Raw genomic sequence first — 18,836 nt, 5'->3', positions numbered from 1 at the left:
GCGGCTCCGACGCGATAGACGCCACCTCGAGCCGACGGCTTTCCGAATCGAACGGGTCCCCGACACAACGCACGCTACGCGGTTCACAAGCGTGGCCGCGGTGAAGGGACGGACGCCGAAAGCGACGGCCGCGTCGAACCACGTTCGGTCGACGTCCCGGAACGCGGCGAATTCCCCGTTCAGTCCGTTCAGTCGAGTCGGAGTTCGATCAGCGACAGGTCATCAGATGGGACGGCCTCGGCGAACGCCGCCTCGATCTCGGCCCACGTCTCGGGGCGATGGGCCTCGAGCCCGAAGCTCTCGGCGAACGTCACGAGGTCGGGTGTGGTCAGTTCGGTCCCGGTGTGCTCGCCGCGGTGTTCGTTCTGTTTCTCCGAGATCAGCCCGTAATCATCGTCGTTGAACACGACGGTGGTAAAACCACAGTCGAGCCGGTTCGCGGTCTCGAGTTCCGCGGCGTTCATCAGAAATCCACCGTCGCCGGTGCCGGCGACGACGTTCGCATCGACCGTCAGATCGGCCGCCAACGCGCCGGGGACGGCGATTCCCATGCTCGCTAACCCGTTCGAGATCACGCAGGTGTTCGGCTCGTAGGTCGGAAACGACCGGGCGATCGCCATCTTGTGGCTGCCCACGTCCGAGACGAGCACGTCGGAATCAGCCATGGCCTCGCGCAACAGCGGCAGGGCGTTGCGAACCGTCACCGGATCGTCGTCGGCCGGTGGCTCCGTCACGGCCTCGAGCAGTCGCTCATGGAGATCGCCACACCACAGCGAACAGGCCTCATCCTCGAGTTGATCGTCGATGGCCTGCAGCGCCGCGCCGATGTCGGCGACGATCTCTACGTCGGGGTTGTAGTGTCGGTAGACTTCCGCGGGCTCGTAGTCGACGTGGACGATGGTCTTCTCGAGGTCGGGGTTCCACCCCTCGGGGTCGTGCTCGGCGATGTCGTAGCCGACCGCGACGACGCAGTCGGCGCGCTCGATCGCCCGCGCGGCCTCGTCCTCGGGGCCAGAATCGAGCGTCATCAGCGAGGCCGACTCGCGGTCGGAGATCGTGCCCTTGCCCATGTACGTCTCGACGACGGGGATGCCCACGCGGTCGACGATGGCCCGGACGGATTCGGACGTGCGGGTCCGCACCGCGCCGTTGCCAGCGAGGATGATCGGCCGCTCGGCGACTTCGATCAGGTCCGCCGCGCGCTCGACCGACCGGTCGTCGGGGTCCGGCCGGCGAACCGGATCGCGGCCCTCGATCGGGTCGGCATCGACCGACTCGGCGGCGACGTCCTCGGGAAACTCGAGGTGGGTTGCGCCCGGCTTCTCGTATTCGGCGAGCTTGAACGCCTTGCGGACCGATTCGGGGACGATCTCGGGATCGGCGATCTGGGCGTTCCACGCGACGATGGGCTCGAAGATGTCGACCACGTCCAGAGCCTGGTGGCTCTCCTTGTGAAGGCGCTCGCGGCCGCCCTGGCCGGTGATCGCGACGACCGGACTCTTGTCGAGTTGCGCGTCGGCCACGCCAGTCATGAGGTTCGTTGCGCCGGGGCCGAGCGTCGACAGGCAGACGCCGGCCTCGCCGGTCAGTCGGCCGTGGACGTCGGCCATGAACGCCGCGCCCTGTTCGTGGCGCGTCGGGACGAACCGGATCGACGAGTCTCGAAGCGCGAACAGGAGGTCCTCGATCTCCTCGCCCGGGACCCCGAAAACGCGGTCGACGCCCTCGGACTCGAGACAGTTGACGAGTAGCTCGGCTGCCGTTTGCATGGTCGTCCCGTCCACACCGCTCGCCATTAATCGCCCCCCGTCGACATCGGGCCGACCCGGGTGCTCGAGACGCGCTCGCCTCGTCTCAGTCCGTCTCCTCGGTCGACGAGCGTCGCGATGGCACGACCGCGATCGCGCTGTAGCGCGCTCCCCGACCGCTTGTTTCGCGATACATCGAGTGACGATGGCTTCCTTTGGCGATCGATTTGACGATTACAGGACCCGATCCGGACGAATCCGCAGCAGAACGCGCTCAGACTCGATCGGATTCGGATACTCGTCGACGTCCATGTACCGTCGGGCGAGTTCGTCGATGTGTTCTCGAGCGCCCTCGGTAGTGACCGCGTCGATCTCGCCGATCACCGAGAGGTGCCGGTAGGGGTCGTCGGGATCGGTCATGCTGACGCCGACGCCGGGGTTGTGCTCCGCGTTTCGCGCCTTCTGGCGGTGGCGTTCGGTGTTGACCAGCAGCCGGTCGTCGTCCGCGTCGTAGTCGATCCAGACCGGCGTGACGTGGGGCAGTCCGTCGTCGGTCAGCGTCGCGACGTGGGCGAACGTTTCCTTCTCGAATAGATCGTGGAACTCCTCGGGTATCGATGCCATCGATCCTCGTACGCCGGCCACGGGTTTGGCTGTACTGCCTACACTGATCGCAAGCGAACGGTCGCGGAAGCTGACGGATTCATCGATGCCGTCGGCAGACTGGACAAATGTCACGGATCATCACTGAGCAGGCAAATGACGGCTAACCGCTTATGCTGGTTCGTAGCATGCTCGCCGGTAGATGTTCGACCAAAAACGACCGACCCGCAGACGAGTACTGGTATTGACAGGCGCCTCAGCGTCCACTGCTCTCATCGCCGGCTGTGGCGGTCCGGGCGGCGGTGGAAACGGCACCGGCGGCGGTAACGAAGCGGAAGCCGAGGAAGGAACCGGTAACGGGCAGGACATCGAAGAAGAACCGGCCGGTGGCAACGCGACCAACGAGACGAACGAGACTGGCAACGAAACCGGCAACATGACCGGCAATGAAACCGGCAACGAGACTGGCAACGAGACTGGCAACGCAACCAACGAGACCGGCAACGAGACTGGCAACGCGACCAACGAAACCGGCTGAGCAGCGCTGCAAACGACGGTCCCGCTCGGCGCGACGGCGTAACCGTTACCGGACTCCGACACCTTTCTCGAGTGATGACCGACGGACTCGAGGCCGACGTAGAGGGAACCGACGAAATCGCCCAGCGGCGCGACGATGTCGCGGCCCGCGTACGCGCCCACGCCGGCGAAATAGCGCGGGAGCTCGCGGTGTTGCAAGGCGGCGACTACGGCCAGGAGACGTTCGATACCGACGGCGGCAGTTGGACGCTCAAGTACGAGGCCGGCGACGTGCAGTACCTTCGGTTCGAGCCGAAATCGGGCTCGGAGACGTACGTCGTCTCGAGCAAACGGCCGCCCGATCCCGGCGCTCTCGAGACGGCGATGGCCGACTACGACGCGTTCGTCGCGGCGTACAACGAGTACGTCCGCTCGTTCGACGGGATACTCGAGGACGTGCCCGACGAGTTTCCCGCGGTCGAATCGACGGCGGAGCTAGTCGCCGAACGGGATCGGGTCGTCGACCGCGTCCGCGAGGTCGGCGACGCGATGGCGGCCCAGCTCCACCGGTACGACGGCGAGTACGGCACCTACGCGACCACCGTTTCCGGCACCCGCTGGGAGCTGAAGTGGGACGGCGACGTCGCTTCGTATCTGCGCGTCGGCGGTTCCGACGGTATCTACCTCCTCTCGCAGTACGGCCCGCCGCCGGCCCCCGAGGTCCGCCGGCTGGCCGACGACGTGCCGGCGTTCGTCGACGACTTCAACGACCACGTCGACGACCTCGAGGCGGACTTAGAGCGGGTCAGCTTCGACGGTCGATAGCGGTGCCCCACTCTGTCGACCGCCGACGCTCTCGCGGCGTCCACTCGATTCTCTGCGTCCGCTTGATCCCGTCGGTGTCCTGCCCTCGCTCGAGTGGGCGTTCGAACCGATACCGAGCGCACCCAACCGCTCTATAGTCGAACTAGCAGCCGTTTTGTACGCTCTCGGCCTACGGGATAGTGGCGACGACGCTCGCCTGGACTACCATGGATGGCTCTGCCGACGGGACCGACGAGGGAACTGCCCACGAGTACGTGGCCGGCACCGACGAGGACGACATCGCGAACGCGGTGCTGTTCGACGCCGTCGTCGTCCGGTACGAATCCGGTCACGACCGCTGTACCCTCGTTCCCCACGACGCCACGACCGGCGAGAAACTGAACGCCTGGCTCTCCGCGGACCTCGAGACGGTCGTCGACCTCGACGACGCCCGCTGAGGACGACCCGTCTGCCGGCGGTCGCGCCGCCGACGCGAAGCGAGGCGCTCCCTGTCTGCTGGCCTCGAGAGAGGACAGTGCCGGGAGTCAGACGTCGACGTACTGGTCGACCCACTCCTGGCGGCGCTGCAGCGCGCGTCGGCCCTTCGGCGTCAGCGCGTAGTAGTTCGTCCGTCGGTCGAGCGCTCCCTTTTCGACGAGGTCTTTCTCGACGAGCGTATCGAGATTCGGATACAGCCTGCCGTGTGTGACCGGCTGATCGATGTAGTCGTTGATGTCGTCGAGAATCTCCTGCCCGGACGGTCGGTCTTTGCCTGCGATCACGTACAACAGGTCACGCTGGAAGCCAGTTAGCTGATCCATAGATCACCCTCTGAGTAACGACGTTCACCGTTCTGTGGCTTTGTTATAGGGCTGGTACGGCGTACGAGCGGCGCGGAACGCACCGCGTATGACCGTTGCTGGCCGTCCGCGCTCGACGGCGGTCGGCTCACTCGTCGGCCGTGCCTGGGTCGTCGGCATGACGGCGCTCTTTTGACGATCACCGCCGTAGCGGCCGCTATGCCGACCGATCCACTTGCTTGGGAGACCCGCGACAGTCGAGTAGCCTACTCCTGTCCGGGGTTCGATATCGTTAACGAATCCGTTCGTCTTCCCGACGGGACGGAAACCGACTTCGATTACCTCTCGGAATCCGCCAGCGTCTGCGTCCTTCCGTTTACCCCCGACCGCGACGTCGTCTGTATCGAGGAGTGGCGACAGGCCGTCTCTCGGGTCAGCCACGGCCTCCCCGTCGGCGGCGTCGAACCCGAAGACGACGACCTCGAGGCCGCCGCACGCCGCGAACTCGCCGAGGAAACTGGCTACGAGGCCGAGGAATGTGAACAGCTAGTGACCGTCGAGCCGGCAAACGGGATCGCTGACAGCCTTCTGCACTTCTTCGTCGCTGAGGGCTGTCGGCCGACCGCCGACCAGCGTCTCGACCACAACGAGAGCATTCGTCCGACGACCCGCTCGCTCGAGTCACTGACCGACGCGGTAGCCGACGGTGAGATTCGAGACGGGCGGACGGTGCTCGCCGTCTCGTACTATCGGCTGTTCGCTGCAACGCAGGGGTCAGCGTAATCGATACGCCGGACCGAGCGGTCCGGCGTTCGATCGGAGCGATCGTCAGCCGGTCTCGTTCGTCTGATTACCGGTTTCGTTCGCGCCGCCTGCGGTCTCGTTTGCACCGCCGGCGGCCTGCCGTTCGAGCGCGTCCTGCAGACCTTGCGCTTCGGCGAAGGTGAGGGAGTCGGCGGTGGCGTCGCTAATCGACATCGACCCCGCGGAGATCGACGAGATCGTCTCCCCGGTCGCCGTCGCGTTCGTCGCGTTGCCGGCGGCCGTCGCGTTCCCGGTCTCGTTACCGGCGGTCGCGTTCGTCGCGTTGTCTGCTGTCGCGTTCGTCATGTTGCCGGCGGTCGCGTTGCCAGTCGTCGCGTTCGTCGCGTTGCCCGCCGTCTGATTTCCGCCAGCCTGTTGCTCTAAGGTCTGGATGGTCATCGAGTCGATCGTGATCTCGCTGACGTTGAACTGCTCGACGGTCAGCGATTCGATCGTCTGGTCGGCCTCTCCTTGCGCGGTGGCGTTCTGGCCGTCACCGCCGTCACCACCATCGCCACCGCCGAACAGACCGCCGACGAAGTCGGAGATACCCTGAAGGATACCGCCCTCGCTCTCCTGGACGCTGAAGTCGTTGATCGATAATCGATCGGCGTTCATCGACTCGATCGTCATGTTCTGAATCTCCACGGTGTTCGCACCTTCATCGATCACTCCTGCAAGACCGCCCGATGCGTTGGTGGCGTTCGTCGCATTGCCGGCGGTCACGTTGCCAGTCGTCGCGTTCGTCGCGTTGCCGGCGGTCACGTTGGTGGCGTTCGTCGCGTTGGTGGCGTTCGTCGCGTTCCCGGTCGTGTTACCGAGTTGGTCGATGGAGACGTCCTGCAGCACCAACTCCTCGAAGGAGACGCCCGAAATCGTCACCTCACTGGACGCGTTTCCGCCGGTCTGATTGGTCGCCGATTCGTTGGCCGTCTCGTTCAGCTGTTGTTGTATCTCTTGATTGGCAGCGATATCCAACTGCTGCACGCTGAGCTCCTCGATCGTCGCGTTGTGTATCGTAACGCTCTCGAGTTGGAGCGTACCGACCTGTACGTTCTTCAGCGTTGCACCTGTGTCGCCCATGTCTCCGGCGTCGCCGTCCGTGGCTGTGGTCGTGGTCGTTCCACCGACGAGGGCGGGACCCCCCGAGAACGCGACCAACAACGCGACGAACGCGACACCGATCGTCCGCGGTCGTGAAACCATACGACCTGCTAAACGGCGGATCGTGGGCTAAAACGGGGCGACTGTTACGGAATTATCGTCCCGAAAGCGGTTCTTGTGACCGAACCCACAGGACTGCTCCCGACGCCGGTCGGGTCCGCTTTCCAATCTCGACTCCTCGCTAAACTCACCTCACCGTCCGTCGATTCGTCCACCGACCAGCGACTGTTTACTCGTCCGTTCGTACCGAAACACGCTATTGTGACGGTGAAACGGCCGCGCCGACTCGAGCGTCGGCGACGCCGGCCCGACGACGGGTTACTCGAGGCGGAGTTCCCTGGTCTCGATCGCCTCGCAGGACGGACAGACGAACTGGTATCGGACGCGTCCCCCCGACGTCGTGACGCGCCACCCGCCCTCGGTGTCGACGTAGCCACACGCCGGACAGCGCAGTTCCGATTCGTCGAACTTCTTCCGGAGTTGCTCGAACGGTGAACGGTAGACGGACATGCATCTAGCTACGCTATGGTACCATATAACACACTAGCGTTCTCGCCGTCGTGCGAACCGTCAGTCGGTCCCAATCGTTCTTAGTCGTCCCGCCGTAGGGAGCCCATGAATGATGTCGACGCGGATCGCGGTGGCGACGTCGGAGACCCCGCGGCAGCGGCGACTGCCCTCGAGTCCGTCGTCGATCCGGTCGTCGCGGTCGCCGACGGAACGATCACGTACGCGAACCCGGCCGCCCGCGACGCCTTCGACCTCGGCGAGGCCGACCGCGAGGCGGCGACCGCACTCGGCCCACGCTGGGGCAGACTCGCCGCGGCGATCGACGAGACGACGGTCGGTACTGCCCGCCGAGTCGCCCTCGCCGCGGACGACCTCGAAAGCGCGCGCGTCCACCGCGGGGCCGACGGCGCGACGATCACGTTCGGCCGCGGCGACGATACCGACGCCGACGACGCCGGCTCGCCGGCCGGGACGAGCGATCGACTGGGCAAAGACCGCGCGCTCGAGGAGGCTCCGGTCGGAATCACCATCTCCGATCCCAACATGGAGGACAACCCGCTGGTCTACGCCAACGAGGCCTACGAGGCGATCACCGGCTACGAGTACGACGAGATCGTCGGCCGCAACTGCCGGTTCCTGCAGGGCGCAGATTCTGATGCGGACGCGATCGCCGAGATGGCGGCGGCGATCGACGAGCAGCGTCCCGTCACCGTCGAACTCAAAAACTACCGCAAGGACGGCACCGAGTTCTGGAACGAGGTGACGATCGCCCCGGTCCGCGACGAGGACGGCCGTGTGACCAACTACGTCGGCTTCCAGAACGACGTCACCGCGCGGAAGGAGGCCGAACTCGCCCTCGAGCGCCGCACCGAGGAACTCGAGTACGTTCTCGACCGCGTCGAGGGGCTGATTCAGGACGTCACCGCCGTCGTCGCCGGTTCGACCGACCGCTCGGAACTCGAGGCCGAGGTCTGTACCCGGATCGCCGCGGAGGACGGCTACGACGGGGCCTGGATCGGCGAACGGAACCCCGCGACCGGGACGATCGACGGCCGCTCGAGCGCGGGGACCGGGCCCGGGGCCGACGACATTGCGACCGACGCCGACCACCCCGCCGCCGAGACGCTCGCGACGGGCGACCCCGCGGTCGACACCGTCGACGGGACGACCCGCGCTGCGTTCCCGCTGTCGTACAACGGCATCGAGTACGGCGTCCTGACGGTCCGGACCGATCGGGACCGCGCCGTCGACGACCGCGAGGCGGTGATCCTCTCCGCGCTCGCCCGCGCGGTCGCCAGCGGGATCAACGCCCGTGAGACCAGCCGCGTGCTCGCGACCGACGCCGTCGTCGCCGTCGAACTCGAGGTGACCGACCGCACCCTCGCACCCGTCGCCCTCTCGGCCGACACGGACTGCCGGCTCGAGTACCGTCGCTCGGTCCACCGCACCGGCGACGAGACGGCGTCGCTCTTCACCGCAACCGGCGCGAGCGCCGACGACCTGCTCTCGGCCGCGGCCGAACTGGCCGATATCGACTGCCGCGTCGTCGTCGAGCGTGACGACGAATGTCTGGTCGAACTCGCCGGTCCGACGGACCTCGTCGGCTGGCTCTCCGAACGCGGTGCCCGCACCCGAGCCATCGAAAGCGAGGACGGCCGCGCCCGGGTCACCCTCGAGATCCCTCAGTCGGCGAACGTCCGTTCGATCGTCGAGGCCGTCGAAGACCGCTACGACGGGACCGACGTCATCTCGTTCCGGCAACGCGAGCGCGACGGCGAGACGCGCGCTGAGTTCGCCGCTCGACTCGAGGAGGCGCTGACCGACCGCCAGTTCACCGCGTTGCAACGGGCGTACCTCGGCGGCTACTTCGAATGGCCCCGGCCGACGACCGGGGAGGAACTCGCCCAGTCGATGGGCGTCTCGCGGCCGACCTTCCACGAACACCTGCGGACGGCCGAGGCGAAACTCTGTCGGGCGTTCTTCGGGGACGTATAGCTGAGGGTCGGAGACAGTCATCGCTCGAGACCTGTAGCCCCCACTTAGCGCCGAAAACGGTCGCGGACGGTCGCCGGCGTTTATATGGTCAGCCGTGGGACTGATCGCTATGTTCGCGTTCGCAACCCCGCTTCAGATCGGTGGCGGTGGCTTCCTGTACTGGGCGATCATCTTTTTCGTCCTCGCGATCATCGCCGCCGCGGTCGGTGCCCGCGGTGTCGCCGGCGTCTCGATGGAGATCGCGCGCATCTTCGTGCTGATCTTCATCATCCTCGCGGTGGTCGCGTTACTGTTGTAGGCGCGCCACGACCCGACGCGGTTCGCCACGGCGGGGGCTCCGTCCGGCTACCCGCGTCGCCCCCGTCACGCGTCCGAGCGATCCGCCCGGCCGGAATACGACGATTACGGATCCACAGTTCCTGCCAGCGCTCGAGATCATCTCGCTCGAGCCACCGTCGCCGTCTTACTCGTTCGCGGCCCGCGTCTCGCTCGGCCGTAACCCCCTCCGGTTACGCTTGGGTGTCAACTCCTAACATGCTGGGCGTCGTAGATAAGGGGGAGCACTTACCATGACCGAACTCGGCGGATTCCAAGACAGGGTCGCCCGCATCGATCTCTCGGACGGTGAGGTTGCCTACGAGTCGATCGACGACGAGGACGCGAAGAAGTATATCGGTGCGCGGGGACTGGGTGTAAAGTACGTTTTCGACCAAGGGCCGGACGTCGATCCGCTCGAGCCCGACAACTTGCTCGCGTTCATGAACGGGCCGCTGTCAGGCACGCAGGTGACGATGAGCGGCCGGATCGCCGTCTGTACGAAGTCGCCGCTGACCGGTACCGTCACCGACAGCCACCAGGGCGGCTGGTCCGGTGCCCGACTCAAGTGGTCCGGCTTCGACGGGCTGCTCTTCGAGGGGCAGGCCGACGAGCCGGTTTACGCCGTCGTCGAGGACGGCGAGGTCGAACTTCGAGACGCCTCTCATCTCTGGGGGACCGGCTTCCACGAGACGCGCGATACGATCGAAGCGGAGGTCGAGGGCTCCTACGGCAAGAACCTGAGCATCATGGGGATCGGCCCCGGTGGCGAGAACGAGGTCAAGTTCGCGTCCATCATGAATGAGGACGACCGCGCCTCAGGCCGGGGCGGCACCGGTTGCGTAATGGGGTCGAAGAACCTCAAGGCGGTCGTCGTCAAGTCGAACACGAAGATGCCCAAGCCCGCGGACAAGGAGACCTTCATGGAGGGCCACCAGCAGGCGATGCAGGCCATCCAGGAGTCGGAGGTCACCGCGCCCAACGAGGGCGGGCTCTCGATGTACGGGACGAACGTCCTGATGAACATCGGCGAGGAGATGGACGGCCTTCCGACGAAAAACGGCCGCTACACCTCGACCGAGAGCATGCGCGAGGCCGAGGGCGTCGACATCGACGCCGAACGTGTCTCCGGCGAGAACGTCCGCGAGAACATCTTAGTCGACGAGCCGACGTGTCACTCCTGTCCGGTCGCTTGCAAGAAGGAAGTCGAGGTGACGGCGATGCACAAGGGCGAGGAGATGAACGTCCGCACCGAGTCCTACGAGTACGAGTCGGCCTACGCGCTCGGCCCGAACTCGGGCCACACCGACCGCGACGCCATCGCGCTCATGATCGACCGCTGTAACGACATGGGCGTCGACACCATCGACACGGGCAACATGATGGCGATGGCCATGGAGATGTCCGAGGAGGGCAAACTCGAGGCCGAGGGCGTCGACGGGCAGAGCCCGTCTGCTCGTGGGACGGAGTCCCACGCTGAACTCGACTGGGGCGACCACGAAACGATGATCGACCTGATCGAGCGGATCGCCCACCGCGAGGACGACCTCGGCGACCTGCTGGCCGAAGGCCCGCGCCGCGTCGCCGAGCGGAAGGACGCCGCGGAGAACTCGCTGGCCGTCAAGGGCCAGACCATCGCCGCCTACGACCCGCGCTGTATGAAGGGGATGGGCATCGGCTACGCCACCTCGAACCGCGGGGCCTGCCACCTGCGGGGGTACACCCCCGCCGCGGAGATCCTCGGCATCCCCGAGAAGGTCGATCCCTACGAGTACGAGGGCAAGGGCGAACTCACCGCCCAGTTCCAGGACCTCCACGCGATCAGCGACTCCTTCGACATCTGCAAGTTCAACGCCTTCGCGGAGGGCATCGAGGAATACGTCACCCAGTACAACGGGATGACCGGCCGCGACGTGACCGAGGAGGAACTCCTCGAGGCCGGCGAGCGTGTCTACAACTTAGAGCGCTACTACAACAACGTAAACGGCTTCGACGGCGCGGACGACTCGCTGCCCGCGCGCTTCCTCGAGGACGGCATCCGCGGGCAGGGTGCCAGCGAGGGCGAGTACTGCGAACTCGAGGAGATGAAAGCAGAGTACTACGACTACCGCGGCTGGGTTGACGGCGTCGTTCCCGACGAGAAACTCGACGAACTCGGCATCGACGTCGGCCCCGGGACGGGCGTCAGCGGCGAGAGCGGCGCGGCGATCTCGGGCGACGACTGATCGCCACCGGTCTCGAGCGACTCGCCGTCCAGTACTGATCTGGCGACGGCGGATTCGCCCATCGGGGTTCGGGCGACCGATCGACGAGTCGCATCGTTCGGAGGGCGCTCCCCGGTCCGAGTCGGAAAACGCACCTAGAAGATCGACGACCCGCCGTGATAGCCGTGACGGCGCGAACCGACCGGGAGCCACGATAGCGTCGGCGGTCCGTCGGACCGATCAGTCGTCGGCGACGGCGTCGGTGGCGGCCCGGCCTCCCTCGTCACCGGGCTTCGTCATCTCGACCTCGAGCCCTCCGCCGGCGACGGAGACGAGGATGTCGTCGAAGTGCTTGCGGTACTCGGTCGCGTGCTTGCCCGAGGTGTTGATTCGAACCCGCTCTTCGACCAGATCGGCCTCGGTCAGCAGTTCGACCTTGCGGTAGGCCGTCGACATCGGAATACCACACCGTTCTGAGAGTTCCGTCGCCGTCAACGACTCCTCGTTCGTCGCCTCGAGGATGCACCGGCAGGCGTCGTCGTCCAGCGCGGCCAGGACGGCTCGGGGGTCGACTGGACCCTCGCGCTGCCGTCCTTTCTTCGTCTCGTGTGCGTCGGGGTTCGTAGCGGACATCTGTTATACGTGCTCCTATCGACCCTGGCACCTCGAATCGATACCCATCAAATCGGGGTGATTTATATACTGTCGGGAAACTTCGTCGGGGGTGGCCGGTCTCACGCGCTGCTTTCGCGCGGTCAGCGGTGGCCCCTCGTCGCCGTCCGGACCGGGGGACGCTCGAGCGACGAGCGCCGGGCCGCGCCGGCGGACGGAGGGTTTAGGGTAGCGGGCCTCCATCGGTGAGTGATGGCCTCGGGGATTCGCGCAGAGGTGAAGATCGACGAGCCGGCCGACTGCGTCGTCGCGCAGGCCTCGGCCGAGACGAGCGGCCGCGTTCACTCCGTCTCGAAGAGCACGAACCCGTCTGCGCCCGAACGCGTGACCGAAGAGTTCATGCTCGAGCCGACAACCGACCCCGACGAAATCGACGTCGACGCGGATCTCTCGTCGAGCTTCTCGTACGGCTCGAGCGCGATCTACCGGTTCGAGCGCGACCTCGGTTGCGGATGCCCCTGTGAATGTATCGAGGCACACGACTGTCCGGTCACCGACGTCCGAACGACGGGATCGGCACTGTACCTAACCTTTCACGCACCGGACATGCACGGCTTACAGGCCGTCATCGGCGAGTTGCGCGAGCGGTACGCGACCCTCGACGTCCAGCGACTGCTCCGTTCCCAACGGGACCATACCGAACAGAACCTCGTCTTCGTCGACCGGAGTATGCTGACCGATCGACAGGCGGACGTCCTCGAGACGGCCCACCGGATGGGCTACTTCGAACACCCCAAGCGGGCGAACGCCGGCGATGTCGCCGACGAACTCGGTATCTCCGGCACGACGCTCACCGAACACCTCGCAGCGGCCCAGACGAAGCTGTTAAACGCGATCCTCGACAACGATTGACACGGTCCACTGGGCGTCAGTTCCGGCGTCTCCGAGACCCGCTTCCGGGGGACGCCGCTACCCAATCACAGCAGCCCGTATGCGCCGTTTCCTTCGCTCCGGTTCGGTGTCGATCCCGGCGCGTTGGCGATCGAGACGCCCACCACGACGGCCATCGGAGAGTGGACGGCTCGAGTCACGGTCCGGCGATCCGCTGAAAGAAACGTTTCAGCTTGACAGACATTTATTCTCCGCGCCAATCTACGGGAAACTGCCGATGAAACGACGATCGTACCTGACCGGCGTCGGCGGTGTCCTCTCGATCGGGCTCGCCGACCGCCCTCGATTCGGTAGCAACGCAACTGACAGTACGGACCCACAGTCCGAACCGGACGAGTCCGCGACGTCCCGCGGATCGCCGGCCACGGCGGCCCTTCGAAATCCGTCGTTCGAGGAGTACCTCACAGGATGGACCGTCGGGACCGACCTCCCAGCGGCTGCGGACGATCCGACGGTTCCGGTCGACCACGCCGTCTCGGTCACCTCCGAACGGGCGTCGGACGGGATGAACTCGCTTCGGCTGTACATCGAAGGTATCGCCGACGACGGGACGATTTGGGTCGAACAACCGGTGAACTTCACCGGCGTGCAGGAGGTCACCGTCGATGTCTACAGCCACCAGCAATCGTTCAACCGAATGTCGCAGGTGGCGTTCTTCGCCGGCACGAAGCCGCGAGACGGCCTCTCCGAGCGAGACTTCAACCGCGAACACGATATCGAAGATCACAGCGGTTGGAAGACGTATACCTATTCGGTAAGCGACCTCACGGGCGTCGCCACGCTTGCCGTCGGCATGAACGTCGTCTGGGAGACGGACATCCGCAGATTCTTCGACAACGTCCGCCTCGTCGACGAGCGCTCGACACGCGACGGTTCGTAAGACCACGGCGGGAGAGGGGGACCACTACAGGGGAAAGGACCACCGCAGGGGGATCTCGAGCCAAAAGAACGTATCGGAACCTACGGGCCGCCGGCATCGAACCGCAACGATATATACACTGGACGCTCTCGTAGAACGTACGCAATCGCGGGTTCGCGCCACGACCGCTCCGCCATGAGTAGATACGAATTCACGTGCCCTGAGTGCGGGCAGGAGATCGAGGTCAACGAATCGATGCGGGAAGCCACGCTCACACACGGGTGTCCGGTCTGTGCAGCGTCGGTGACGCCGGCTGACTTCGTGGCGGTGGCGGAGCAACAGACCGAAAACTGAGCGCACGACGATCCCGCCCGTCCCACGTCGGCGGTCCGCCTACGTCTCCCGGTCGACTTCTGTTCGCCGCCCGTTGAGCGTTTCGGGGACGAGCCGGTAGAGTTCGATGTTCAAGCTGTCTTTGCCTTCGGCCCAAATCTCAAACAGCGGCCGCTTTGCCGCTCCGTACTGTGCGATCTCGTCGGGCGTGAGATCCGCCGGCTCGATACTCTCAAGGTCGCCCGTTGCGATGATGCTCCGATACGACGACCCCGTCTCGTCGTAGACGACGAGGCGCGCCTGCGGTGTGGACTCGAGAAACTGGCGTTTCTCGCTGTCGGGCGTCGACACCAGCCGCATGTAGAACGCTCGCTCGTCGTCGCCGTAGCCGTACGAGATCGGAATCGCATAGGGTTTGTTCGTCCGCGCGAGCGACAGCACCCCAGTCTCGTGACGACTGAGGAAATCGTCGATCTCCGCGTCGGTCATCTCGGTCTCCTGATCGATGGCCATCGTCTCAATGGTTTGCCAATGGTGAAACGCGATCTTTAGCGTTGCCATCGACGTGAGAAGCGGTCGCGTCCGGCCCGTCGTCCGCCGCCGAGTCCGCTTAGTCGTCGACCCCGATGACGACCGCCTCTCGAATCTCGAGAGCCGTCTCGACCTCGTTTTCCCGGTCCGTCCGCCGGCCGATGCGGGTCAGCTGTTCCTCGTGTGCGCGCCGAATCGCCGACAGTTCGCGGTCGGTTGCACCGAGTTCTGTGCCGATCTCGTCCCAGTGACCCCACTCGACGAGGAAGATCTCGCACTCGTCGTCCGCGTGAAATCGCTCGAAGTCCCGACGATAGCGCTCGAGCGCCGGCTCCAGCAGCGCCTGCGCCCGGTCGATCAGGTCCGGCAGGCTGGTCGCTGGGACGCTCGCTTTGGCGGCCGTCAGCAGCAGTATCTGCCCCTCGATCGGCTCGCCCGCCATCAGCCACCCGCGCGCATCGCCTTCTGTGCGAACCGGTCGACCAGCGGCTCGAGGGTATCTTCCTCGCCCTCGAACACGACGGTCACCTCGGTCAACTGCAGCGACGGTCCGACGCCGACCTGCTCGGCGGACAGCGTCGCCGTCCAGTCGTCGCCCTCGACGGTGTCCTCGGCGACTCGCTCGCCACCCAAGTTCGTCAGATACCGGATCGCGAGCCGTTTGGAGATACCGCGAAAGGAGCGCTCGAGTCGTGTTCCCATACCTTCGGTTCGACGGCCGGACTGATAAAATCGCGTTCGCCGGTTGCGGGTCAGATAAACGCCCGGAACAACACGACGGCGCCGACGCCACTACAAAGCGCCAGCAGGATGTTCTCGGCCCGCCACATGACCAGCAACACGACGCCGGCCGCGCTCCACTCGGCCGGTCCGCCGGCCGCCAGTTCCGGCCCGAGGATCGCGATCACGATCGCGCCCGGCAGGACCGAGAGCCCCGCCTCGAATCGCTCGCTCACCTCGAGTCGGCGTAAGAGCCAGAAGCCGCCGACCTTCGCGATGGCGGTCACGAGCGCCATCGCGAGGACGGTCCCGACCACGAGCGGCTTGAGTGCAAGCGTGCCGTCACCGATCATGGCGGATCACCTCCACCGCGGCGGCCGCGAACCCGCCGAGCAGGATGTACCACCGACCCGGGAGGAACTCCGCAGCGGCGACGGCGGTCGCGAGCGCGACGAGCCACGGCACGAGGGTCGGGCGTCCCTCCCAGAGTTCGACCGCGAGCGCGACGAAGACCGCCGCGAGGACGAAATCGAGGCCGTACTGCGCCGGATCGCCGATCACGCCGCCGGCGGCCGCGCCCACGACCGTCGCGCCGACCCAGCAGACCCAGATCGCGATACCGGTCCCCAAGAGGAACGCGCCCCGGCCGCTACCGGATTTCAGTTCGCGCATCGTCAGCGCCCAGTTCTCGTCGGCCATCAACAGCAGGCTCCCGTAGCTCCGACTCGGCGAGAGTCGCTCGAGCCACGGCCCTAGTGCCGCCCCCATCAACGAGTAGCGCAGGTTGATCGCGAGCGTCGTGAGAACGATCGTCGCGATCGGGATCGGCTCCGCCCAGAGTTCGACGGCGACGATCTGGGCGGCACCCGCGAGGACCGTCGCGCTCATCAGCGTCGCCTCCGCGACGCTCAGTCCGGCCCGCCGGGCGAGCATCCCGAACGCGATTCCGTAACCGCCGACGCCGAGCGCGACCGGGAGGCAGGAGAGAAACCCGGCGCGGATTCCGGCTCGAGTGAACGTGACCCGCTCGCGTCCGTCGTCCGCTGGCGGTCGCGTATCGTCGGCTTGTCCGTCGGCTGTCCGTCCGCCGCTCTCACCGGGACCGCGATCGACGTCACCACCGTCGGTTCCCATCACGTCCTCCTCGAGTCGAACGACGCGTAAAGCGGTCTCGAAACCGCCCGCGGGCGGCGGCTTGATCGAGCGGGATCGATATCAGGAACCATACAAGAGTAGTCCGAGCGCGACGATTCCCGCGGCGAGTCCGTACGACAGTTCGCTGACGACGGCGAGGGCGATCGCGAGCAGTCCGAAGACGATGCCGAAGAACAGACACAACTGCTGGGCCGTCGTCCAAGCGTCGTCCCGGCCGATGAGCCACTCGATCCCGGCTTCGAATGGAAGAATAAGGAGATCGTCGAGCATGAATACAGCTGTGTTTCTGTTAGTAAAAAATATATCGGACGGTACTTCTCTCGCCTACGTGGAAGCCAGCGAACCGTCAGCCGCCGGCGACCGGCGGAAACACCGAGACCACGTCGCCGTCCTCGAGTGCCGTCTCGACGCCGGCCATATGGACGACGTTGCGACCGTTTTTCAGCACGCTCAACTGCGGTCGGATCGATCCGTCCTCGAGCAATTGCCCCTCGAGGCCTCCGTAATCGGCCTCGAGAGCCGCGAGCACGTCGCCGATGGTGGCATCGTCAGCGACCGTTCGCGTTCGCTCTTTGTCGCCGACAGCCTCTCGGAACGTGGCGAAGAAGCGGAGATCGACGTCCATACGTGTTACTTGTTGCCGGGCGGCATAAGTCCGGGCGGTCGGCGACTCCCGATTCGTGAGGGCGCGCAGTCGACCGCGACTCAGGCCGCCGACGCCACTGGCGAGGACGTGTACGTGATCGAGTCGAGTTCGGTCCGCTCGAGGGCGTCGTCGATTGCGCTCGCGCCGCGCGCTGCTGCCGCGTCCGCGTCGTCGGCCGCGACGCCGACCGTCACCGCGAACGCGACCGTGATCGCGTACGGATCGAACGGCGCGGTCGGGTGCTCGTAGACCTCGGCGTCCGTGACCTCCCAGTCGGCGATCGCCCCGTCACCGGCTAGTGTCTCGAGGGCGGCTCCGACCGTCGCGGTCGCGTCGTCGCAGGCGGTCGTCTCGGATCCCCCGTGAAGGGTGACGAGCGTCGTCCCGTTGCGGGACACAGCGAACTCCATGCTACTGCTAGCGAGGCAGCGGATTTGAACGCTTGGGCTGGACGCGTCGCCCGCTACCGCTCGTCTTCGTCGTCCGCCGTCTCCTCTCGTTCGATCCGGAACGGAATGCCGTGTTCGGACAGCAGCGACCGCATTCGCTCGACGCCACCGGCGGTGTCCCATCCCTCCTGCGTGTAGTGTTTGTAGGGATGGCGAAGCCAGGAGTACTCGCGATGGGCGAACACCTCGACGCCGTCGTCGGTCCGAAACAGCGCGACGTGGAGCTGCCGTTGCGCGAGCGCCGACTCGCGTCGTACCCAGCTCCCGGCCGAGAGTCGGCCGTCGTCGTGGACCTTCAGCGACGCGATCGGCTCCGGTTCGAACCCCATCTCCTCGAGCGTCGACCGGACCGCCGACAGGTCGCGCTCGACGATACCGACGTACTCTGCGGGGTGTTGTCGACAGACGGCGTACCCGCCCAGCGGCTCCTTGACTCGATGGAGTACCGGCAGCAGCCGACGGCGAACGCGCGTCGTCAGGTCGATCGCGTCGGTCCGATCCGAGACCGGTTCGTCGGAAGTCGTCGCCACAGCACTCTCTCTCGAGTGAACCCACTAAATCGTTACTCTATCGTGATTGTCAATTGCATTTTGCAGTCAAGGGGAGCAGGTATTTCGAGCCCTGTGACGGTTCAGATCCGTTTGGGAATATATTTCACGGTATGAACAGATCTCGGTCGATCGTCGTCTGCAATCGCTACAGGTCGCGCAGTCGAATACCGTCCGCTACCAGCCGTGCGTTTCGCTCTCGGTCGAGATGCTCCCCGAGTTCGTCGTGGTCGTGGAGCTGGGCGATCACGTCGGCGTACAGCGTCCGCCAGGCGATCGCGTAGATCGGCGATTGCCCCCACGCGCGTAGTTCCGGCACCAGTCCGTCGTACGTTTCGTAGCGCTCCTCGAACCGGTCGACCGCCTCGAGGACGCGACTCGCCGCCTCGCGGTCGTCGTCGGCCGCGTCGATCGCCCGGTTGAGCCGCGTTTCCCAGCCCGCGACCGCCTCCTGCATGTCCGTTGCCGCGGTCTCGTCGTCGGCCGGCAGGCGCTCGAGGATCGGTTCCGGGACGCCGAGTGAGATCTCGTCCATACGATGTAGTATGCGACTGACTGCCATGAAAATG

General features: G+C 65.7%; 26 protein-coding genes. 10 read left to right on the top strand and 16 right to left on the bottom strand.

From position 1 onward, the window contains the following. Positions 1 to 188: 188 nt before the first annotated feature. On the bottom strand, positions 189 to 1,769 hold the full coding sequence (locus ACJ70B_RS05495; protein WP_408959411.1) for an acetolactate synthase large subunit: 1,581 nt from the start codon (positions 1,767 to 1,769) through the stop codon (positions 189 to 191). 213 nt (positions 1,770 to 1,982) lie between these two features. Next, a complete protein-coding gene (locus tag ACJ70B_RS05490; protein ID WP_408959410.1) occupies positions 1,983 to 2,372 on the bottom strand; it encodes a pyridoxamine 5'-phosphate oxidase family protein in 390 nt (129 codons plus the stop codon). A 223-nt stretch (positions 2,373 to 2,595) separates the two neighbouring features. On the opposite strand from ACJ70B_RS05490, the gene ACJ70B_RS05485 reads away from it, so the two are divergent. The 3 genes from ACJ70B_RS05485 to ACJ70B_RS05475 all read left to right on the top strand — a co-directional run bounded on the left by ACJ70B_RS05485 (position 2,596) and on the right by ACJ70B_RS05475 (position 4,129). Next, positions 2,596 to 2,889, top strand: coding sequence for a hypothetical protein (locus ACJ70B_RS05485; RefSeq protein WP_408959409.1), 294 nt, complete (start codon positions 2,596 to 2,598; stop codon positions 2,887 to 2,889). A gap of 74 nt (positions 2,890 to 2,963) precedes the next feature. Then, positions 2,964 to 3,692, top strand: a complete 729-nt coding sequence (locus ACJ70B_RS05480; RefSeq protein WP_408959408.1) for a hypothetical protein — start codon at positions 2,964 to 2,966, stop codon at positions 3,690 to 3,692. A gap of 179 nt (positions 3,693 to 3,871) precedes the next feature. Continuing rightward, the gene (locus tag ACJ70B_RS05475; protein ID WP_408959407.1) at positions 3,872 to 4,129 is read left to right on the top strand and encodes a hypothetical protein; all 258 of its coding nucleotides are present in this window, start codon (positions 3,872 to 3,874) and stop codon (positions 4,127 to 4,129) included. An 87-nt stretch (positions 4,130 to 4,216) separates the two neighbouring features. Here ACJ70B_RS05475 and ACJ70B_RS05470 read toward each other — a convergent pair whose 3' ends face one another. Further along, the gene (locus ACJ70B_RS05470; protein ID WP_408959406.1) at positions 4,217 to 4,492 is read right to left on the bottom strand and encodes a PadR family transcriptional regulator; all 276 of its coding nucleotides are present in this window, start codon (positions 4,490 to 4,492) and stop codon (positions 4,217 to 4,219) included. 198 nt (positions 4,493 to 4,690) lie between these two features. Between ACJ70B_RS05470 and ACJ70B_RS05465 the strand changes: the two genes are divergently transcribed. Then, on the top strand, positions 4,691 to 5,254 hold the full coding sequence (locus ACJ70B_RS05465) for an NUDIX hydrolase (protein WP_408959405.1): 564 nt from the start codon (positions 4,691 to 4,693) through the stop codon (positions 5,252 to 5,254). Between the two features lie 45 nt (positions 5,255 to 5,299). On the opposite strand, the gene ACJ70B_RS05460 is transcribed toward ACJ70B_RS05465, so the two are convergent. After that, entirely contained in the window at positions 5,300 to 6,481 is a 1,182-nt protein-coding gene (locus ACJ70B_RS05460; RefSeq protein ID WP_408959404.1) for a hypothetical protein, read from the bottom strand. 276 nt (positions 6,482 to 6,757) lie between these two features. Then, positions 6,758 to 6,949, bottom strand: a complete 192-nt coding sequence (locus ACJ70B_RS05455; protein WP_408959403.1) for an HVO_0649 family zinc finger protein — start codon at positions 6,947 to 6,949, stop codon at positions 6,758 to 6,760. 105 nt (positions 6,950 to 7,054) lie between these two features. Here ACJ70B_RS05455 and ACJ70B_RS05450 point away from each other — a divergent pair, with 105 nt between their 5' ends. The 3 genes from ACJ70B_RS05450 to ACJ70B_RS05440 all read left to right on the top strand — a co-directional run bounded on the left by ACJ70B_RS05450 (position 7,055) and on the right by ACJ70B_RS05440 (position 11,484). Then, a complete protein-coding gene (locus tag ACJ70B_RS05450) occupies positions 7,055 to 8,944 on the top strand; it encodes a bacterio-opsin activator domain-containing protein (protein WP_408959402.1) in 1,890 nt (629 codons plus the stop codon). Positions 8,945 to 9,053: 109 nt separating this feature from the next. After that, complete coding sequence (locus tag ACJ70B_RS05445; RefSeq protein WP_408959401.1) at positions 9,054 to 9,242, top strand: DUF1328 family protein; 189 nt, start codon at positions 9,054 to 9,056, stop codon at positions 9,240 to 9,242. A gap of 271 nt (positions 9,243 to 9,513) precedes the next feature. Then, entirely contained in the window at positions 9,514 to 11,484 is a 1,971-nt protein-coding gene (locus ACJ70B_RS05440; protein ID WP_408959400.1) for an aldehyde ferredoxin oxidoreductase family protein, read from the top strand. A 219-nt stretch (positions 11,485 to 11,703) separates the two neighbouring features. On the opposite strand, the gene ACJ70B_RS05435 is transcribed toward ACJ70B_RS05440, so the two are convergent. Continuing rightward, on the bottom strand, positions 11,704 to 12,096 hold the full coding sequence (locus ACJ70B_RS05435) for a helix-turn-helix domain-containing protein (protein ID WP_408959399.1): 393 nt from the start codon (positions 12,094 to 12,096) through the stop codon (positions 11,704 to 11,706). Positions 12,097 to 12,327: 231 nt separating this feature from the next. On the opposite strand from ACJ70B_RS05435, the gene ACJ70B_RS05430 reads away from it, so the two are divergent. The 3 genes from ACJ70B_RS05430 to ACJ70B_RS05420 all read left to right on the top strand — a co-directional run bounded on the left by ACJ70B_RS05430 (position 12,328) and on the right by ACJ70B_RS05420 (position 14,239). Continuing rightward, the gene (locus ACJ70B_RS05430) at positions 12,328 to 12,987 is read left to right on the top strand and encodes a helix-turn-helix domain-containing protein (RefSeq protein WP_408959398.1); all 660 of its coding nucleotides are present in this window, start codon (positions 12,328 to 12,330) and stop codon (positions 12,985 to 12,987) included. Positions 12,988 to 13,243: 256 nt separating this feature from the next. Then, positions 13,244 to 13,906, top strand: a complete 663-nt coding sequence (locus ACJ70B_RS05425) for a hypothetical protein (protein WP_408959397.1) — start codon at positions 13,244 to 13,246, stop codon at positions 13,904 to 13,906. 174 nt (positions 13,907 to 14,080) lie between these two features. Then, entirely contained in the window at positions 14,081 to 14,239 is a 159-nt protein-coding gene (locus tag ACJ70B_RS05420; RefSeq protein ID WP_408959396.1) for an FmdB family zinc ribbon protein, read from the top strand. A 39-nt stretch (positions 14,240 to 14,278) separates the two neighbouring features. Here the strand turns inward: ACJ70B_RS05420 and ACJ70B_RS05415 are convergent, their stop codons facing one another. The 10 genes from ACJ70B_RS05415 to ACJ70B_RS05370 form a co-directional block, all read right to left on the bottom strand. After that, entirely contained in the window at positions 14,279 to 14,731 is a 453-nt protein-coding gene (locus ACJ70B_RS05415) for a pyridoxamine 5'-phosphate oxidase family protein (RefSeq protein WP_408959395.1), read from the bottom strand. Between the two features lie 97 nt (positions 14,732 to 14,828). After that, positions 14,829 to 15,191, bottom strand: coding sequence for a hypothetical protein (locus tag ACJ70B_RS05410; RefSeq protein ID WP_408959394.1), 363 nt, complete (start codon positions 15,189 to 15,191; stop codon positions 14,829 to 14,831). Then, positions 15,191 to 15,451, bottom strand: coding sequence for a hypothetical protein (locus ACJ70B_RS05405; protein ID WP_408959393.1), 261 nt, complete (start codon positions 15,449 to 15,451; stop codon positions 15,191 to 15,193). The genes ACJ70B_RS05410 and ACJ70B_RS05405 overlap by 1 nt, the downstream gene beginning before the upstream one ends. Positions 15,452 to 15,501: 50 nt before the next feature. Then, positions 15,502 to 15,822, bottom strand: a complete 321-nt coding sequence (locus ACJ70B_RS05400; RefSeq protein WP_408959392.1) for an AzlD family protein — start codon at positions 15,820 to 15,822, stop codon at positions 15,502 to 15,504. Beyond that, on the bottom strand, positions 15,812 to 16,603 hold the full coding sequence (locus ACJ70B_RS05395; protein ID WP_408959391.1) for an AzlC family ABC transporter permease: 792 nt from the start codon (positions 16,601 to 16,603) through the stop codon (positions 15,812 to 15,814). The genes ACJ70B_RS05400 and ACJ70B_RS05395 overlap by 11 nt, the downstream gene beginning before the upstream one ends. An 81-nt stretch (positions 16,604 to 16,684) precedes the next feature. After that, positions 16,685 to 16,894 carry a hypothetical protein gene (locus ACJ70B_RS05390; protein ID WP_408959390.1) on the bottom strand — a complete coding sequence of 70 codons (210 nt, stop codon included), beginning with the start codon at positions 16,892 to 16,894 and terminating at the stop codon, positions 16,685 to 16,687. 76 nt (positions 16,895 to 16,970) lie between these two features. Further along, the gene (locus ACJ70B_RS05385) at positions 16,971 to 17,249 is read right to left on the bottom strand and encodes a ubiquitin-like small modifier protein 1 (RefSeq protein WP_408959389.1); all 279 of its coding nucleotides are present in this window, start codon (positions 17,247 to 17,249) and stop codon (positions 16,971 to 16,973) included. Positions 17,250 to 17,329: 80 nt separating this feature from the next. Next, positions 17,330 to 17,680: a hypothetical protein gene (locus tag ACJ70B_RS05380; protein ID WP_408959388.1), complete on the bottom strand. Its 351-nt coding sequence runs from the start codon at positions 17,678 to 17,680 to the stop codon at positions 17,330 to 17,332. 53 nt (positions 17,681 to 17,733) lie between these two features. Continuing rightward, positions 17,734 to 18,249 (bottom strand): hypothetical protein, encoded by a 516-nt coding sequence (locus ACJ70B_RS05375; protein WP_408959387.1) that lies wholly within the window; start codon positions 18,247 to 18,249, stop codon positions 17,734 to 17,736. A gap of 166 nt (positions 18,250 to 18,415) precedes the next feature. Continuing rightward, positions 18,416 to 18,802: a hypothetical protein gene (locus tag ACJ70B_RS05370; protein WP_408959386.1), complete on the bottom strand. Its 387-nt coding sequence runs from the start codon at positions 18,800 to 18,802 to the stop codon at positions 18,416 to 18,418. Positions 18,803 to 18,836: the final 34 nt, after the last annotated feature.

Source organism: Natrinema sp. 74 (genome assembly GCF_046097095.1).
Taxonomy (GTDB): Archaea; Halobacteriota; Halobacteria; order Halobacteriales; family Natrialbaceae; genus Natrinema.
Note: the sequence above shows the minus strand (reverse complement) of the source record. Positions and strands in the feature narration are given on the sequence as shown.

Coding starts and splice junctions, on each gene's coding strand:
- ACJ70B_RS05495 (WP_408959411.1), bottom strand. CDS start 1,769: ATGCAAACGGCAGCCGAGCTACTCGTCAACTGTCTCGAGTCCGAGGGC.
- ACJ70B_RS05490 (WP_408959410.1), bottom strand. CDS start 2,372: ATGGCATCGATACCCGAGGAGTTCCACGATCTATTCGAGAAGGAAACG.
- ACJ70B_RS05480 (WP_408959408.1), top strand. CDS start 2,964: ATGACCGACGGACTCGAGGCCGACGTAGAGGGAACCGACGAAATCGCC.
- ACJ70B_RS05470 (WP_408959406.1), bottom strand. CDS start 4,492: ATGGATCAGCTAACTGGCTTCCAGCGTGACCTGTTGTACGTGATCGCA.
- ACJ70B_RS05465 (WP_408959405.1), top strand. CDS start 4,691: ATGCCGACCGATCCACTTGCTTGGGAGACCCGCGACAGTCGAGTAGCC.
- ACJ70B_RS05460 (WP_408959404.1), bottom strand. CDS start 6,481: ATGGTTTCACGACCGCGGACGATCGGTGTCGCGTTCGTCGCGTTGTTG.
- ACJ70B_RS05455 (WP_408959403.1), bottom strand. CDS start 6,949: ATGTCCGTCTACCGTTCACCGTTCGAGCAACTCCGGAAGAAGTTCGAC.
- ACJ70B_RS05450 (WP_408959402.1), top strand. CDS start 7,055: ATGAATGATGTCGACGCGGATCGCGGTGGCGACGTCGGAGACCCCGCG.
- ACJ70B_RS05445 (WP_408959401.1), top strand. CDS start 9,054: ATGTTCGCGTTCGCAACCCCGCTTCAGATCGGTGGCGGTGGCTTCCTG.
- ACJ70B_RS05440 (WP_408959400.1), top strand. CDS start 9,514: ATGACCGAACTCGGCGGATTCCAAGACAGGGTCGCCCGCATCGATCTC.
- ACJ70B_RS05435 (WP_408959399.1), bottom strand. CDS start 12,096: ATGTCCGCTACGAACCCCGACGCACACGAGACGAAGAAAGGACGGCAG.
- ACJ70B_RS05430 (WP_408959398.1), top strand. CDS start 12,328: ATGGCCTCGGGGATTCGCGCAGAGGTGAAGATCGACGAGCCGGCCGAC.
- ACJ70B_RS05425 (WP_408959397.1), top strand. CDS start 13,244: ATGAAACGACGATCGTACCTGACCGGCGTCGGCGGTGTCCTCTCGATC.
- ACJ70B_RS05420 (WP_408959396.1), top strand. CDS start 14,081: ATGAGTAGATACGAATTCACGTGCCCTGAGTGCGGGCAGGAGATCGAG.
- ACJ70B_RS05415 (WP_408959395.1), bottom strand. CDS start 14,731: ATGGCCATCGATCAGGAGACCGAGATGACCGACGCGGAGATCGACGAT.
- ACJ70B_RS05410 (WP_408959394.1), bottom strand. CDS start 15,191: ATGGCGGGCGAGCCGATCGAGGGGCAGATACTGCTGCTGACGGCCGCC.
- ACJ70B_RS05405 (WP_408959393.1), bottom strand. CDS start 15,451: ATGGGAACACGACTCGAGCGCTCCTTTCGCGGTATCTCCAAACGGCTC.
- ACJ70B_RS05400 (WP_408959392.1), bottom strand. CDS start 15,822: ATGATCGGTGACGGCACGCTTGCACTCAAGCCGCTCGTGGTCGGGACC.
- ACJ70B_RS05395 (WP_408959391.1), bottom strand. CDS start 16,603: ATGGGAACCGACGGTGGTGACGTCGATCGCGGTCCCGGTGAGAGCGGC.
- ACJ70B_RS05390 (WP_408959390.1), bottom strand. CDS start 16,894: ATGCTCGACGATCTCCTTATTCTTCCATTCGAAGCCGGGATCGAGTGG.
- ACJ70B_RS05385 (WP_408959389.1), bottom strand. CDS start 17,249: ATGGACGTCGATCTCCGCTTCTTCGCCACGTTCCGAGAGGCTGTCGGC.
- ACJ70B_RS05380 (WP_408959388.1), bottom strand. CDS start 17,680: ATGGAGTTCGCTGTGTCCCGCAACGGGACGACGCTCGTCACCCTTCAC.
- ACJ70B_RS05370 (WP_408959386.1), bottom strand. CDS start 18,802: ATGGACGAGATCTCACTCGGCGTCCCGGAACCGATCCTCGAGCGCCTG.